Source organism: Paenibacillus sp. FSL H7-0737 (assembly GCF_000758545.1).
Taxonomy (GTDB): domain Bacteria; phylum Bacillota; class Bacilli; order Paenibacillales; family Paenibacillaceae; genus Paenibacillus_AQ.
The window spans coordinates 4,632,731-4,648,201 of record NZ_CP009279.1; the positions used below are offsets into that span (position 1 = coordinate 4,632,731).

The following is a 15,471-nucleotide window of genomic DNA, read 5'->3' on the forward strand; positions in this document are numbered from 1 at the left end:
TTAAGGCCATGATTAGCCCGTTACAACATTTCCATAAGTATCTCGAACAATCACTTTAACATTAGCCGGAGCCCCAACAGTCACGTCCAGCGTGTTCCTAGAATTATCGAATAGCAGATCTCTAGGAGTTTCCCCTAAAATGATGTATAGCGTATTCCCAACATGCTTAGTTTGAAGCAGCTGTTGTTCTTGTGCTTCTTGTAGCTTTCCTTTATTTGAAGAATAACTCCCGAATACATTCAGCTCGTTTCCACCCGTTTGATCTACTTTAATCCCATAAGGCTCTGCAGCTTGGATAATGATGGTACTAACGCCCTTTGGAACGGCTCCCTTCCAATCTGGCAATGCGTAACTTTCTTGCACAGCTGAAACGGTACGGCGAAATTCCTGTGTTAATCCTAAAGAACTAAATCCCGCAAAAACCAGACAACATACAGCTATAAACCCTACGAACAGAACGCTTAGCACATCATAATACATTTTTCCTTTTCCACGAAACCATAAAGTGTATATCACAATTTCTAAGCCTAATAATATAAAAATGATCGGCCACCAAGCAAGCGTCGTCTCAAACACTTCGGCGCCCCTCCACTGCGAGACCATGATTAGTGCTCCCAGAAATAAAAGGCTCAATCCCATCGACAACGTTCCCACACGCCAGCGTCTTGATTTATCTTCAGCAACCGGACGCTCACTTGAAACATTAACTCCTTGCTGTAATTCTGTCGGATTATTCAAGATTGACCACCTGTCCCTTTTCTCCCTTTATTGTTCTTGCTTCCCGCCATCAGCTTCAAACCACCGCCAATCAACAGCACAGATACGATAAAGGTCCTGAAATATTCATTGACTATATACTCTAAACGCCATCCAGGAAATCTGATATCAAGCGCAGGAACTGCGACATTAACTACAATGTAATACAGTCCTAGACACATCAGAGCAGCTCCAAGCCATCCTTGATGATTTAAAAATCCTTCTATGACTGGCTTATCCTGTAAAGGTTCACGTCCATGTCGGCTGACAAGCTGTAAGCCATCGAACAAACTGTAAAACCAAATGACTGGAATGAGGAAGAATAGCAGCGTTAAACGCAGTAGGTCCATGACATAAATACTCCCTAGAAATAGCAGCATGAGCTGTAATCCTCTTTTTTGCAGCCCTAGATACATTTGTCCGGCACCCGGAAAAGCAGAAAGCAATGTAGCCAAAACTTTGCTACGGCGCCCCTCCTCACGACCAGCCTCCATCTCTTCGAATAAAGTACGATCTACCATTTCTTCTCCAGCTTGCTTACGATGGATTAACTGAACCGCATCAAACATACAATATAACCAAATCACTGGTAATACGCCAAACAGGAGAAGGAAAACATCACTTGAAGTAATCCCTGCCAGGAATAACATCACGGTCATAAAACCGAAGAAAGAAATGAGGAAAGACAATCCTCGCTGCATCAACCCCATATGAAAATGACCCAATCCTGGAATGAACGATAATAAAATTACATGTACACGCTCATTATCGTCTGTCTTAACGGGCATTGAAGAAAAATCAAAATTCGATCCATCTGGAGTCATTGCCGGAGCAGGCATCTGGAGCATTTTAACCACCAGATGCACCATCGAAACCGTCCCAATAAGTAGGAACCCTATCACACCCATTAATAGAATATCCTCGGCACCTTCAGCCACAGCTATTAAGAATGACATAAATAAGATGCCAAAGCTTAACAGAAGATAAACAATTCCCTGTGGGCGTTTTCCCATATAATAATGACCTGCTCCAGGAATCAAATTAAGAAAAAAAGCTTTTAATTTACTACGCTGCTGTTGCATATTTCATTTCTCCTCTCATCACTTTCTGCTGCCCATTAGCTGATCCAACCATCCGCTAGTTGCCTGTATGACTTGCTCGCTAAATGATGGGGAATTATCTTTTTTAGGGATCATAAGCTCCATTTGACCTGTGTGCAGCTTATCAAACATACCAGATGTCATTATCAACAGCGTAAGTGACGCGGCAACCGCATAATGAAAGATTGTCTTTTCATACCAGCGATATCGCCGTACCCCTTCTTCAACCGTCACTTGTTCCAATGCTGCTGACGATTCCGTCATACTAGCCCAATCTGCCATAACCCTCTCTGTAAAAATAGACGAATTCTCCAATGAAGGCAGATCCTCCTGTAGCTCATCCAACATTTCCATGTATGAAGTAAAACTTTCCGTATCTTCCAGCAGCAACTGTTCCCAATCTTCTCTGGTCGCCTCGTCCATGTGACCTTCAATATAAGATTTTGCTTGTTCCCGTTGGATTAGATCGTCTCCACGCTTCATCATAGCCATTCATCCTCCTTCCAATGATTTCGGATCCATTGTCTCGCCCTATACAATCTGGACTCTACCGTCTTCAGGGAAATTCCCTGCTCTGCAGCAATCTGATCATATTTTTTATGTTCCAGATAATAAGCCACCATAATTTCACGATGAGTTTCAGGCAGGCTATTGATTTCACCGAGCAGCCGATCCATCCGATCACGGCGTATAACACCTGACAACACATCCTCTTCGTTGGAAGCGGTCTGGCTCAGTACAAGCTCATAGTCAACAGGAAGTTCCCTAAGTCGATCACGTTTACGTTTCGCATCAATTGCCTTATTTAAGGCGATCCGTGTAATCCATGACTTTAAGCCTTGATAACGGTAGTCAGGGAGAGATTTGTACATTTGTAAAAAAGCTTCCTGAGCAGCATCTTCAGCCATTTTGACATCGCGTAATACAGAATAAGTAATTTTGTAAATTTGCTGACTGTATGTATTTACAAATTGACGGAACGCATCCTCGTTACCTTGACAAATCCGCTGGATTAATACCTCTTCTTCAATGACTCTCCCCTCCTTCCCACAGCAATAGACGCGCCAGATTACAACTACCCCTGCACTTTTTAATAAAAATATTAAAAAGAACCGCACTTACTTTAGCGATGGGCTAAAGCAGTGCGGTTCTCTCCTAATCTATCTATCTTCCGCCATTACGGAATTTTTGTGTATAGTTCTTAACATCCTGAGCGTTCTTGACCCGGTTGCGGGCCCATTCCAGCAATATTCGATCAATATAACGGAAATGAACCTTTCCTGCAAATACAGATTCCTTCAGCGCTAACAGAATCAGCTCCTCGGGATACCGGTCTTGATCCACCCAACTGGATATCGTCTCACACTCCATTGGAGATAGCGGACGTCCGAATTCCTTTTCGAAAATACTGAATAGATTTCGGCTTTCCTCTTCAGCCCCAAGTTGAGAAGGAGATGAGGGGGGCTTTCCGCCGAATCCACCCCCTGAAGCAGCTCGAGGTGCCGACGTTGCATAGCCACCTACGTGCTTATCTTGCTCATGCTCTTGTACAACTGTCGCTAGATAAGCACCAAGCTTTCCGTATAACCCTGAGAAATTGTAGCGTTCATAATGGATGTCTCTTAGCTCATCGTTGTCTCCATCGATGCTAATAAAACCTTCCTTCATAAGCTTCTGCAACTCTCCTGCTAGTACAGATATGCTACGGCCAGTTACAACCTGAAGCTCCTCAAGAGAAGGGAAGTCAATCCCTTCCACCTGCCTGAAAGAAAGCAGATGTATCAGCAGCATAGCTTCACTTCCGCTTAAATTCAGCTTCCGGTAATACTTCAGTAATGCGTAAGGTATGACGGCCATTCCGTTCTCCAGACCGAAGGAGACGCCTTCGCTCCAGGTACTCCATCCTTTGCCGTCCATGAACGTCCCCCTTCAAATATAAGAACTTATGGGTAGAGACGGTACAGTGTACGTGGGAATGGAATAGTCTCACGTACATGGTCAAGGCCACAGATCCAAGCTACAGTACGCTCAAGTCCAAGTCCAAAACCAGAGTGAGGTACAGATCCGTAAGTACGCAGATCCATGTACCATTTGTAAGAGTCCATCGAAAGATTATGCTCTTTGTAACGCTCTTCAAGCAGCGCAGGATCATCGATCCGCTGTGAACCACCAATAATCTCTCCGTAGCCTTCTGGAGCGATCATATCCGCACACAGTACGACTTCCGGACGGTTTGGATCTGGCTTCATATAGAACGCTTTGAAAGAAGCAGGATAATGAGTAATAAATACAGGTTTATCGTATGCTTCTGCGATTGCTGTTTCATGAGGTGCACCGAAATCATCACCCCAAGCAATATCTTCAAAGCCTTTATCGTTCAAGAACTTGATCGCATCGTCATAAGTAATGCGTGGGAATGGTGCTTTGATATTCTCCAGCTTGGAAATATCGCGACCTACCGCTTCCAACTCCGCACGGCAATTCTTCAATACAGATTGCACTACGAAGCTAATAAATTCTTCCTGAACCTTCAAGCTTTCTTCGTGATCTGTAAAGGCCATTTCTGGTTCGATCATCCAGAACTCAATTAAGTGGCGACGAGTCTTAGATTTCTCTGCACGGAAAGTTGGTCCAAAGGAATATACACGGCCTAGTGCCATTGCTGCAGCTTCCATATACAACTGTCCGCTTTGTGTTAGATAGGCGTCCTCATCGAAGTACTTCGTGTGGAACAAGTTAGTAGTTCCTTCTGCTGACGTTGGCGTCAGAATCGGAGGATCCACCTTTGTAAATCCACTCTCGTTGAAGTACTGTTGGATTGCACGAATAATTTCCGCACGAATTACCAGAACAGCCCGCTGCTTCGAGGCACGCAGCCAGAGGTGACGGTGATCCATCAAGAAATCTACGCCATGCTCTTTCGGAGTAATTGGATAATTCTCTGTAAGATGCAGGACTTCAATTCCAGTTACAGTCATTTCAAAACCAGATTGACTGCGAGGTTCCTCGCGGATAATTCCGGTCACATACAAAGAGCTTTCCTGTGTGAGGCTCTTAGCTGCATCCCATACTTCTTCAGGCACTTCTGATTTCACTACAACTCCCTGAATATAACCTGTACCATCGCGAAGCTGCAGGAACTGAATTTTACCACTGGAGCGCTTGTTGTTTACCCAACAACCGATAACAACACTCTCTCCAACATGTTCATTCACGTTCTTAATTACACTCTTGTTAGCCATGCCTTCAATCTCTCCTCTAATTTAGCCGTTAATTCCTTGCACAATACGGTGTGTATCACGTGCAATGACAAGTTCTTCGTTTGTCGGAACTACTAGCACTTGTACCTTGGAATCTTCCGTAGAGATACGACGTGGATCGCCGGAACGAACTTTGTTAGCTTCAGCATCCAACTCAATACCCAGGAACGTAAGGTTATTTAGCAGTTTCTCACGAAGCAATGAAGCATTTTCACCAACACCGGCAGTAAATACGATCGCATCTACACCGTTCATGGCAGCCGTATATGAACCGATATACTTGCGCAAGCGGTACTCATACATTTCAAAAGCTAGTGTGGAATTAGGCTCACCTTTTTCCATACCATCAATAATATCGCGCATGTCACTGCTTACGCCCGAAATCGCTAAGAGGCCACTATGTTTATTCAACATGGAGTTAACTTCTCCTACGGACAATTCTTCCTTGTTCATCACATAAGGGACAATTGCTGGGTCAAGATCACCACTGCGAGTACCCATCATCAAACCTTCCAGAGGGGTCATACCCATGGAAGTATCCACGGACACTCCACCTTGAACTGCAGTTACACTACCGCCGTTACCGATATGACAAGTAATGATCTTCAGATCTTCCAGAGGACGCTCCAAGTACTCCGCAGCAGCCTTGCTTACGAAGTCGTGTGATGTACCGTGTGCGCCATAACGACGAACTTTATATTTATTGTACAATACTCTAGGAATAGCGTACATATAAGCTTTTTCAGGCATGGTTTGGTGGAATGCAGTATCGAATACAACAACCTGCGGTACACCTGGCATATTTACTTCAGAAGCCGTAATCCCCATCATTGCTGCTGGGTTATGCAGTGGTGCAAGGTCAAACAATTGACGAATTTTCGTTTTTGCGTCAGCATCCACAAGTGCGGAGGATTTAAAGAACTCTCCACCATGCACTACGCGGTGACCTACAGCATCAATTTCTTTAATAGATTCAATTACACCATGCTCTTTGTCTGTAAGACAAGCAAGGACTTTGCGGATCGCAGTATTATGTTCCAGAATTTCGCTTACTTCTGTCACTTCCGCTTTGCCAGTAGGTTTATGATTCAGAATGGAGGAATCCATCCCAATACGTTCAACCAAACCCTTAGCCAAAACCGATTCATCGGTCATGTTATACAGCTGATATTTCAAAGAAGAACTACCTGAGTTAATAACTAAAATATTCATACACGGTCACCATCCTTGTCGTACTTGAAGAAGCCTTCTCCTGATTTCATACCCAGTTGTCCTGCACGTACCATCTTCTTAAGAATTGTAGAAGGACGGTATTTCAGTTCTCCGTATTCACGGAACATATTTTCGAGTGCCGCAAGAACCGAATCCAGGCCAAATCTGTCAGCCATTTCAAGCGGTCCATATTGGAATTGATAACCAATACGCATAGCATCGTCAATATCCTGTGCGGAGGCAACGCCTTCTTGCAGTACATGCATAGCTTCATTGATAAACAAGCAAATGAGGCGTGATGTTACAAATCCTGGGGATTCATAAATCATTACACCTTTTTTCTCAACAATCTCATCAACAAAGGATTTTGTATCTTCAAAAGTAGCATCTGAAGTTTTCAGACCACGTACGATTTCTACAAGATCCACTTTAGCTACAGGATATATGAAATGCATTCCGATCACGCGTTCCGGATACATCGTAGAACTTGCAAGTTCAGTCAAGCTAAGTGTTGATGTATTGCTGGCAAGAATAATGTGGTTCGGGCATACTTGATCCAATTGATTCAAAATCTTTTTCTTTTCTTCCAAATCCTCAACAATGGTTTCGATAACCATGTCACAAGAGCTGAGCTCCGCGAAATGTGTCACTTTTTGAATGCGGCTAAGAATCAGCTTTTTCTCAGCTTGAGTGATCGCCCATTTCTCCAGTTGCTTATCTAGACTTGTCTCGATCATTTCGTAAGAGTAGTCCAGTTTCTCCGCGGTTTTCTCCACTAGTAATACATCCAGGCCTTTGGCTGCTAACATTTCAGCAATACCTTGTCCCATTGTGCCACCGCCGATGACACCTATTTTTTTGAAATTCATAAAAAAGTCTCCATCCTTTCAGGTATCTATACTTTTGTATTGTACCTTGTCTGTCGCAAAAATTTATAAAGCCCGACATATAATGATATCTTAGCATGCCTGAAAAGTAAAAAAAAATAACCAGCATAAATATTTATGCTGGTAAAAGGACGCTGTCACGAAATTGACATCGAAATTGCTCTCCAGAGAGTACTTCTTCCTTCATTAAAATGTCAAGAGAGTAATCAAATACATTTCGTTGCTTTTCAAGGTGCTCACGAGTGCGCGTCATCAGCTCATCCAATATCTTACTATTTTCCTTCATAAGCTCTTCAGTGGTAACCATTTCCAGCTTAGCAATACCCAGCGAAGTTAAACCTGACTTCATCATCGTTTCCACAATATTCAGCGCCTGATCGAAATCACCGCGTGAACCTGTGCTTCGTCCACCATAATACATTTCTTCAGCAGCTGCTCCACCAAGTGCAATCATAATCTGATCTTCGAGATAATCTTTGGTGTACAAATACTGCTCTTGCTGAGGATTATGTCGCACATAACCAAGGGCTTGCCCACGCGGAGTCAGCGTAACCTGACTAACGCTTCCGGGACGAAGGAGCTCTGCCATGATGGCATGTCCCAATTCATGAATGGCGACTCTCTTTTTCTCTTCGTGATTTGTTTCTCTATCCGTTTTTTCACCCATCATTACCTTGTCAATCGCCATCGACAGATGCCGCTGCTCAACTTTCGTCAAGTCCTCACGCATCATATAAATCGCAGCCTCATTCATGACACTTTCAAGCTGAGCACCGGAAAAGCCATAGGCTTCTTCAGCAATTTTGTCGAGACTCACATCTGGATGAAGAGGTTTATTCTTCGCATGCAATTCCAGAATCGATTTGCGGCCCTTTTTGTCAGGCATGTCCACTTGAATATGACGGTCGAAGCGTCCAGGACGTAGCAATGCCGAATCAAGCATTTCTTTCCGGTTTGTTGCAGCTACCAGTAGAATACGCGGTGTTTCGTTATTATAAATACCATCCATCTCAGTCAACAGCTGATTCAAGGTCTGATCATATTCACGCTGCTGTCCGCCTTCACGTTTACCGCCAATTACGTCAATTTCATCAATAAAAATAATGGCACTCTGTTTATTTTCCTTAACAGCACGGTTACGAGCATCCTTGAACAAATCGCGGATCCGGCCGGCCCCGACACCTACATACATTTCTACAAATTCACTGCCTGATGCAGCCACGAATACAGAGTTTGTATAATGCGCAGCTGCTCTGGCCATAAGGGTCTTACCTGTTCCTGGAGGGCCAGTGAGTAGAATCCCTTTCAAAGGGCGAATCCCAAATTTACTGATCTCCTCATGCCGGATCAAAAAATCAAGTGCCTCACGAAGCTCTTGCTTCGCATTATCTTGCCCACCTATTTCTTCAAAAGTGAGCTTTGAAGGTCCTTCCTTCTTGCGTTTCTTTCCAGCACCAGCGTTCACTGTAAGCCCACCACGCAAATGAGCAATTATAAGTAGTGCAGTGAGCATCCCAGCTGCTATAACAATCGGGAATATATTAATACCTAAAAAAGCCATGAAAATAAACAGTACAGGAATAAATCCGAGTAAAATTTCTTTAAGGTACTTAGGCATTATTCCATACCCCCAAGGTCGCAGGTTTTCGCGGCAAAATAATAAATTTGCTTTCTTTTCCATTACTCAAGCTTACGTACACATTGTTGTCGTCGATATCAGTAGATGCTATCACATCTTTAAATTCCGTATTTTGCTGTTTCAATCTATCAAGTTCTGTAGGTATAATCGTATATTTACGGCTCTCCATGGCTTCAGCTACAGAGAACATCGCTTTATCCCAGTAATCATCCAATAGTTCACTTGAATTTTGCTCCACATCGAGTTTAAGTTTACGTCCTTCAATCACTGATTTTCCTTCTTTGGATACATACGATACTAGATCACGTAAATTCGTGCCCGGCTGCAAATCAAGTTTCAAAGTGACCTCATCGCGGTTAATACTAATATGTGAAGTATTTACTCCCTCAAATCCGGTTACAATCTTTTGGAGCGGTTCCTGTAAAGCAAACTGACGATATAAAAAGAATCCTCCGAATAATAGCATAGCCGACAGTAGAGACGTTATCAGTACAGGTACAAGACGTAATTTCAAGAAACGTCCTCCTCTCAAAGATGAAAAAATGTAAACAGAATGATCCTAAGTCATAGCTGCTAAGAGCTCACCAGAGCCTGACGTTCTACTAACACTGTTCTAATTACAAACAGTAGTATATCACAGGTGTATATACTATATTGAAAAAAAGTGTGAAGATATTTAAAATTTTATTTTTTAATTCTTTCCATTTTATTTAATTTATTGATTTAATTCGACAAAAAAAGGGCTGTTACTCTTAAAATAACAGACCTTTTTTCGTATGAATCTTTAAATCCCAATATATAAATCCACTCTTATAGTATATCACAATTCGTGTACTAATAGTATATCAAATAATATGTCATTTTAAAAAACAAGCGAACCATAAATGGTCCGCTTGTTTCTCTTATAATGCCTTTGTTTAATTTAACGGCTAGGTAAACTGTAACCTTCACCCATTCGAGCCCCATCCGAGAACCGATAAAATTGATAATAATATCGACCGCTTTGTTTATAAAAAAGCTGCCAAGCATACTCCCCGTTATATACTCCTGGCAACAACCGCTCAATGCTGATGTCCGGAAGATCGGCTTTTATAAGGCTACGCATTTTCGCTTCAGAGGTTCCTTTACTTAGTTCTTCAGCATATACTGCGTCGGTTCCTTCAGCAAACTTCCCATCTACAGTAAAACGTACCCAAACCATCAACTCGGTCCCGGCTTCATTCTTCCCTGTTAAGACCCAGTACACCGCATTTTTATCCCACACGGATTTCTGCGCTTTGGTTACCTCTGTCAGACCAGCACTGGTTTTAGCGACATCCTTAGCGATATCTCGCTCGTTCCATTGATCTTTCATAATATAAGCATAGAACTGGATAAGTCCGAACAGAAGGAGCAGAATCAGAACTGACCCCAGGAGGATCCATTTTTTCCTTTTCTTCAAGGTACAGCTCCCTTTCTAGTAATATATCTTTTTTGATTATATAACACACCTGTGTGTTTATCCAAAGTTTCATATCCAATTCAATGATCTAATTATCAGAAACACAAAAGGCTGTAACTTTGCAATCGCAGAAAGTCACAGCCTTTCAGTTATTCGTTATGATCTTAGACTACCGTTTAAGCAGTCCATCAAATGATTCTTGCGCCTTACGACGGATTGCTTCCTCATCTAGCGTTACACATTCTCCATGTTTTACAACCTGTTTACCATTCACCCATACATGCTCAACATCCTTGGCACTGGCAGAGTATACAGCATGAGACAACAGATCTGTGTGTGGTAGCAAATGCGGCTGGTCTATATCAATCGCGATAAAGTCCGCTTTCATGCCAACAGCGAGTCTACCCACATCATTTAAAAAGATAGACTTTGCGCCATACTCTGTAGCTATACGCAGCGCTTCCGGAGCTGGAACAGCCGTCGGATCACCACTTACACCTTTATGGATGAGGGCTGCAAGACGCATCTCTTCAAACATATCCAGGTTATTATTGCTTGCCGCACCATCTGTACCCAGTGATACCTTCACACCAGCCTTTAGAAGATCCGTAACCCGAGCCACTCCACTAGCCAGTTTCAGATTACTTCCTGGGTTATGAGACACGCCTACATCATGACGAGCCAGTATCTCGATCTCTTCATCATTCAAATGAACGCCATGTGCAACAATAGACGGACGTGTGAACATTCCAAGCTTCTCTAAATGCGCTACAGGCCGAAGTCCGTAATCCACCACATTCTGCTCCACTTCGCGTTTGGTCTCGGACATATGGGTATGCATCGGTAAATCCAAATCATGTGCCGCTTGAACAAACTTAACAAAGAAGTCTGGTGGGCAAGTATATGGGGCGTGTGGCGAGATCATCGTCGTAATTCTACCATCAGCCTTACCATGCCAATTTCGTGCAAAAGAAATCGCTTCCGCAAGCTTGTGATTTTGTACTTCCTCTGGGCATAATCCGATTACACCTCTCATCAGTACGGAACGGATGCCTGATAATTCGACTACCTCTGCTACTCGGTCCATATGATCATACATATCCAAGAAGGTTGTAGTACCACCTTTTAGCATTTCCAGTACCGACAAGGAGGTTCCCCAGTATACATCTTCTCCAGTGAATTTCGCTTCCATCGGCCACATCTTCTCTTGAAGCCACACCTGAAGTGCTAAATCATCTCCATAACCACGAAGCAATGACATTGCCGCATGGCCATGTGTGTTTACCAGACCTGGCATAAACAGCAGACGACTGCCATCAACAACTTGCACATCATCTTCCATTAAAGGCTCTTCTTTTCCTATGTAAGTGATCAAATCATCTTCAATAGTCATATATCCATTCAGAACCGGCTCATCCGTTCCCGGAATAAGAAAACGCCCGCCCTTAATAATCGTTTTACTGCTCTTCATTTCCGATTTCTTCCTTTCCGTCTTTCAAATAATAAGCAAGGCTTTGCAAATCCGTTGTAAAATCGGCAGCATGAACCCGGATATTCGATGGTGTTTTTAGAATCACTGGTGCAAAATTCAAAATCGCCTCAATGCCAGACTCAATGAGAATATCTGCTACATTCTGCGCTTCTGAATCAGGCACAGTAATGATCCCAATTCGAATACCTTGCTCACGAACCGTCTGACCAAGCTCCTCCATCGGCTGAACGGTAAGAGAGTTGATTTTCCGCCCTACCTTAGGTGCATAGGAGTCAAATATAGCGGTAATCTTCATAGTATCTTTCAGATAAGCATTGTAATTAGATAATGCATGTCCAAGGTTACCGGCACCTACTAAAGCCACATTCAATTGTTGATCCAGCTTCAGAATATGACGGATTTTTTCAATAAGATAAGTTACGTCATACCCGATACCTTTTCTACCAAAGTCTCCAAAATAAGCTAAATCTTTACGAATTTGAGCAGGATTCAAATCAAGTTTTTGTCCTAGTTCTTGTGAGGAAACGGTTAATATTTCACGTTTCTGGAGATCATTCAAGAAACGCAAGTACACAGGAAGTCTGCGAACAACGGCTTCTGATATTTTATCCGATTTCATAATTTACCTCCTAATTTAAGTGATATTCTGTTCAAATCCTATCGAAATATCTGCACCTCGTCTCAAGGAAGAGCGGTATTCTTATACCGCCCTTCCTTGTAGAGTGATTAATAAGATTGATGACGTTCTTTTCAAGAAACGCCTCCGTCTTCCAACCACTCCGCTATACGAGGAACCATTTGATCCGTAAGCATATGCTCCATTTTCGGGCCAGGCAACGAATAGAGGAAATACTTCCCATAGTGAGATTCGATCACCCTTGTGTCATACACAATAACAATACCCCGATCTTGCGCTGTCCGTACCAGCCTCCCAAATCCTTGCTTGAAGCGAATAACCGCCTGAGGAACAGACAACTTCATGAACGGATTCTTTTTTTGGGCTTGTAATAACTCAGACTTCGCTTCCGCTAGGGGGTGGTTTGGCGGTTGAAATGGGAGCCTCACGATGGCCAAGCATGTTAATGCTTCACCTGGAATATCTACACCCTCCCAAAAGCTGCTTGTTCCTAACAGTACAGAAGCTGCACTGTCCTGAAAACGGCGGATCAGCTTGCTACGGCTGCCCCCCTCCACGCCTTGACCTAACACCGTGATCTCTTGTGAGGCTAGAGCCTCTTTCAGAGGATCGTAAACCTGGCGTAGCATCTTGTAAGAAGTAAACAGGACAAGCATCCGCCCACGTGTTGTAATAGCTGCTTCTGCTAGTGACTGTACGAGTGTATCGACAAATCGGGCATCGCCTACACTCCCCTTCACACTTGGGAAATCCCGCGGAATAACTAACAGCGCCTGCTCCCGATACTTAAAGGGAGAAGGCAGGAGTGATGTCATCAGACGCCCCTCTTCCGCAGCTTCATTAAGTCCGAGATTATCAATCATAAACTGGAAAGATTTATCCACAGAGAGTGTCGCCGAAGTTAGTACGATACTTTTCTTCTTGTCGAAAAACAGCTCCTTAAGCTGAGTACTAACATCAACAGGAACGGCATACAGCTGTAGCGATTTACTGCGATAATTTCCATTCGCCTCCAGCCAATATACTACATTCTCATCATTTAATCCCATAAAAAACCGTACTTGCTCACGTATAGAAGCTAAATCCTTAAATAAGCCGCTAATATCGGTAACTAGGCTATCTGAGGAGGATTGACCTTCTTGATCTCGCATCTCATTAAGCATTTTATCACCTTTACGGATAATTTCGCTTAATGTCAGATTCATAGTATTCTCTAAAGCAACCAATTCATCCCAATCTTTCGGTTTACGGGTAGGAAGTAGCCGCATGACTAACTGGCCGGCTTCTCCCGCCGCTGCATCGCTGCGTTCCGGCAAGAGGCTGAATAGTTTATCACTAAGCAGATCCCAGGTTTCTTTTACGGTAAGCAGGTCCGGATAGATTCTATCGATCACTCCGCTCCATTCAGAAGCTTCCTCACTGCCTGATGACTGAAGCATTTGGCGAAGTGTAGGAAGTTGGCCATTTCGACTATCCTTATAAAGACGCGATAGTGTATGTGCCACCGTGAAATGCTTCATATGCATGCCTAAATGCTTGCCAGCCACGTCCTCCAGATGATGGGCCTCATCTATTACAAGATGTTCATAAGCCGGAAGTAGTTGATGCCCAGCCTTAACATCTGCGAAAAGCTTAGAGTGGTTCGTAATGACCACGTCTGCAATACCAGCTTCATGCTTAGCCCGATGATAATAACACTTACGGAACCAAGGACACGAGCGACCCAGACAAGAATCGGTATCGCTTGCCACCGTCTCCCAAAAATCTCCGCCACGCCCACTTAGATTGAGCTCTTCGTCATCTCCTGATTCACTTTGTGTCAGCCAAACGATCATCTGAGCCGCAGTAAGCGCATCTTCCCTCGGACTTATAAAGTCTTTTTTATTAATTTTATGTTCGAACTTACGAAGACACAAATAATGCCCTCTGCCCTTAAAAATTGCAGCTTTAAATGGAAAAGGAACTACCTGCGTTAACAAAGGAATATCACGCTCACGCAATTGATCCTGCAGATTAATAGTATGAGTGCTGACCATGACTTTTTCATTAGTGCGTACGCTTTGGTATATGGCAGGCAATAAATAACCAAGGGATTTACCGGTTCCTGTCCCTGCTTCGATCAATAGATGCTTGTCTTCGGCAAGTGCCGTCATCACCTCATTGATCATAATATCCTGAGCTTCTCGGCTTTCATACTGTGGCAAAGTTTCCTTAAGTCGTTTCGTTACTTCATCCATATAATCTGTAAAAGATAAATTGTGTAGTGGATTCTCAGCATGCTCGTCTCGAGGTGGAGCTAATTCATTCCAGTCTCCTACAGCAAGCGCTAATTGACGATAGAAAGTCAGATCACCTTCGGGCTGAAGCGTCTCCGCTTCCCGTTCACGCAGCAGACCATCAAAATACCAACCCAGATCACTATCCTCTTCCGTAAACAGCTCACAGAGTCTCTGAATCGTCAGCAGAGGCAAATCGTAGAGCTCCTCCAGACATTTCAGCAATACAAGAGCAGTTGCGAGTGCATCACTGTCTGCCTGATGCGGACGATCATGCGTCACTCCAAAATGTGCACTAACTGATCCTAGTTGATAGGATGTGAGGGAAGGAAAGCAGATTTTCAGAAAATCAATCGTATCTAAAATCCGCCCTTGAAATGGTAAATACCCACATCGGTCTAAAGCATTTTGCAAAAAATGGAAGTCAAATGCGACATTATGCCCTACAAGCACAACATCATCCAAGAGTGGGACAAGCTCCATCATCATCTCATCCAGCTCAGGTGCATCCTTTACATCATCATCGGTAATCCCCGTTAGACCAGTTATAAAAGGAGGTATCGGCGTTCCGGGCTTGACGTAGGAACCATATACCCGGGAGATGGACCGGTCTTCTTCTATAATTGCAAGGCCAACCTGGATAATTTCACCCACGGATTGGGTTCCCGTTGTTTCAAAATCAAGCACGGCAAATTTCATTATAATTCTATTCCCTTTCAATTGAGACTCTTAATCAGCATAACAGAAGTTGCGAAAAAAGGCGATGCACAC

The 15,471-nt window shown here is 43.4% G+C and carries 14 protein-coding genes; all 14 read right to left on the reverse strand.

The window, feature by feature from the left end; translation table 11 throughout:
* Nucleotides 1-12: 12 nt before the first annotated feature.
* The 14 genes from H70737_RS20285 to dinG all read right to left on the reverse strand — a co-directional run bounded on the left by H70737_RS20285 (nt 13) and on the right by dinG (nt 15,399).
* The gene (locus tag H70737_RS20285) at nt 13-738 is read right to left on the reverse strand and encodes a hypothetical protein (protein ID WP_052404370.1); all 726 of its coding nucleotides are present in this window, start codon (nt 736-738) and stop codon (nt 13-15) included.
* Nucleotides 735-1,838 (reverse strand): membrane protein, encoded by a 1,104-nt coding sequence (locus H70737_RS20290; RefSeq protein WP_042190100.1) that lies wholly within the window; start codon nt 1,836-1,838, stop codon nt 735-737. Before H70737_RS20290 ends, H70737_RS20285 begins: the two co-directional genes overlap by 4 nt.
* 18 nt (nt 1,839-1,856) lie before the next feature.
* Nucleotides 1,857-2,342, reverse strand: a complete 486-nt coding sequence (locus tag H70737_RS20295; RefSeq protein WP_052404371.1) for a hypothetical protein — start codon at nt 2,340-2,342, stop codon at nt 1,857-1,859.
* On the reverse strand, nt 2,339-2,974 hold the full coding sequence (locus H70737_RS20300; RefSeq protein ID WP_231573318.1) for an RNA polymerase sigma factor: 636 nt from the start codon (nt 2,972-2,974) through the stop codon (nt 2,339-2,341). The genes H70737_RS20295 and H70737_RS20300 overlap by 4 nt, the downstream gene beginning before the upstream one ends.
* A gap of 46 nt (nt 2,975-3,020) precedes the next feature.
* Nucleotides 3,021-3,773, reverse strand: coding sequence for a DnaD domain-containing protein (locus H70737_RS20305; RefSeq protein WP_042190102.1), 753 nt, complete (start codon nt 3,771-3,773; stop codon nt 3,021-3,023).
* 26 nt (nt 3,774-3,799) lie between these two features.
* Nucleotides 3,800-5,098, reverse strand: a complete 1,299-nt coding sequence (gene asnS, locus H70737_RS20310) for an asparagine--tRNA ligase (protein ID WP_042190104.1) — start codon at nt 5,096-5,098, stop codon at nt 3,800-3,802.
* Nucleotides 5,099-5,119: 21 nt separating this feature from the next.
* On the reverse strand, nt 5,120-6,328 hold the full coding sequence (locus tag H70737_RS20315; protein ID WP_042190106.1) for an acetate/propionate family kinase: 1,209 nt from the start codon (nt 6,326-6,328) through the stop codon (nt 5,120-5,122).
* The gene (locus H70737_RS20320; protein ID WP_042129488.1) at nt 6,325-7,197 is read right to left on the reverse strand and encodes a 3-hydroxyacyl-CoA dehydrogenase family protein; all 873 of its coding nucleotides are present in this window, start codon (nt 7,195-7,197) and stop codon (nt 6,325-6,327) included. The genes H70737_RS20315 and H70737_RS20320 overlap by 4 nt, the downstream gene beginning before the upstream one ends.
* Nucleotides 7,198-7,330: 133 nt before the next feature.
* On the reverse strand, nt 7,331-8,833 hold the full coding sequence (locus tag H70737_RS20325) for an AAA family ATPase (RefSeq protein WP_042190108.1): 1,503 nt from the start codon (nt 8,831-8,833) through the stop codon (nt 7,331-7,333).
* Nucleotides 8,826-9,368, reverse strand: a complete 543-nt coding sequence (locus H70737_RS20330) for a hypothetical protein (RefSeq protein WP_042190109.1) — start codon at nt 9,366-9,368, stop codon at nt 8,826-8,828. Before H70737_RS20330 ends, H70737_RS20325 begins: the two co-directional genes overlap by 8 nt.
* A 408-nt stretch (nt 9,369-9,776) precedes the next feature.
* Nucleotides 9,777-10,295 (reverse strand): cell wall elongation regulator TseB-like domain-containing protein, encoded by a 519-nt coding sequence (locus tag H70737_RS20335; RefSeq protein WP_042190111.1) that lies wholly within the window; start codon nt 10,293-10,295, stop codon nt 9,777-9,779.
* 169 nt (nt 10,296-10,464) lie between these two features.
* A complete protein-coding gene (locus H70737_RS20340; protein ID WP_042190113.1) occupies nt 10,465-11,766 on the reverse strand; it encodes an amidohydrolase in 1,302 nt (433 codons plus the stop codon).
* The gene (locus tag H70737_RS20345) at nt 11,753-12,406 is read right to left on the reverse strand and encodes a redox-sensing transcriptional repressor Rex (RefSeq protein WP_042190115.1); all 654 of its coding nucleotides are present in this window, start codon (nt 12,404-12,406) and stop codon (nt 11,753-11,755) included. The genes H70737_RS20340 and H70737_RS20345 overlap by 14 nt, the downstream gene beginning before the upstream one ends.
* 131 nt (nt 12,407-12,537) lie before the next feature.
* Entirely contained in the window at nt 12,538-15,399 is a 2,862-nt protein-coding gene (dinG, locus tag H70737_RS20350; RefSeq protein ID WP_042190117.1) for an ATP-dependent DNA helicase DinG, read from the reverse strand.
* Nucleotides 15,400-15,471: the final 72 nt, after the last annotated feature.

Bases quoted from the DNA above. Each gene is read 5' to 3' on its own strand.
- H70737_RS20345 (WP_042190115.1), bottom strand. From the start codon at position 12,406: ATGAAATCGGATAAAATATCAGAAGCCGTTGTTCGCAGACTTCCTGTG.
- H70737_RS20315 (WP_042190106.1), bottom strand. From the start codon at position 6,328: ATGAATATTTTAGTTATTAACTCAGGTAGTTCTTCTTTGAAATATCAG.
- H70737_RS20340 (WP_042190113.1), bottom strand. From the start codon at position 11,766: ATGAAGAGCAGTAAAACGATTATTAAGGGCGGGCGTTTTCTTATTCCG.
- asnS (WP_042190104.1), bottom strand. From the start codon at position 5,098: ATGGCTAACAAGAGTGTAATTAAGAACGTGAATGAACATGTTGGAGAG.
- H70737_RS20295 (WP_052404371.1), bottom strand. From the start codon at position 2,342: ATGATGAAGCGTGGAGACGATCTAATCCAACGGGAACAAGCAAAATCT.
- H70737_RS20325 (WP_042190108.1), bottom strand. From the start codon at position 8,833: ATGCCTAAGTACCTTAAAGAAATTTTACTCGGATTTATTCCTGTACTG.
- H70737_RS20305 (WP_042190102.1), bottom strand. From the start codon at position 3,773: ATGGACGGCAAAGGATGGAGTACCTGGAGCGAAGGCGTCTCCTTCGGT.
- H70737_RS20320 (WP_042129488.1), bottom strand. From the start codon at position 7,197: ATGAATTTCAAAAAAATAGGTGTCATCGGCGGTGGCACAATGGGACAA.
- dinG (WP_042190117.1), bottom strand. From the start codon at position 15,399: ATGAAATTTGCCGTGCTTGATTTTGAAACAACGGGAACCCAATCCGTG.
- H70737_RS20290 (WP_042190100.1), bottom strand. From the start codon at position 1,838: ATGCAACAGCAGCGTAGTAAATTAAAAGCTTTTTTTCTTAATTTGATT.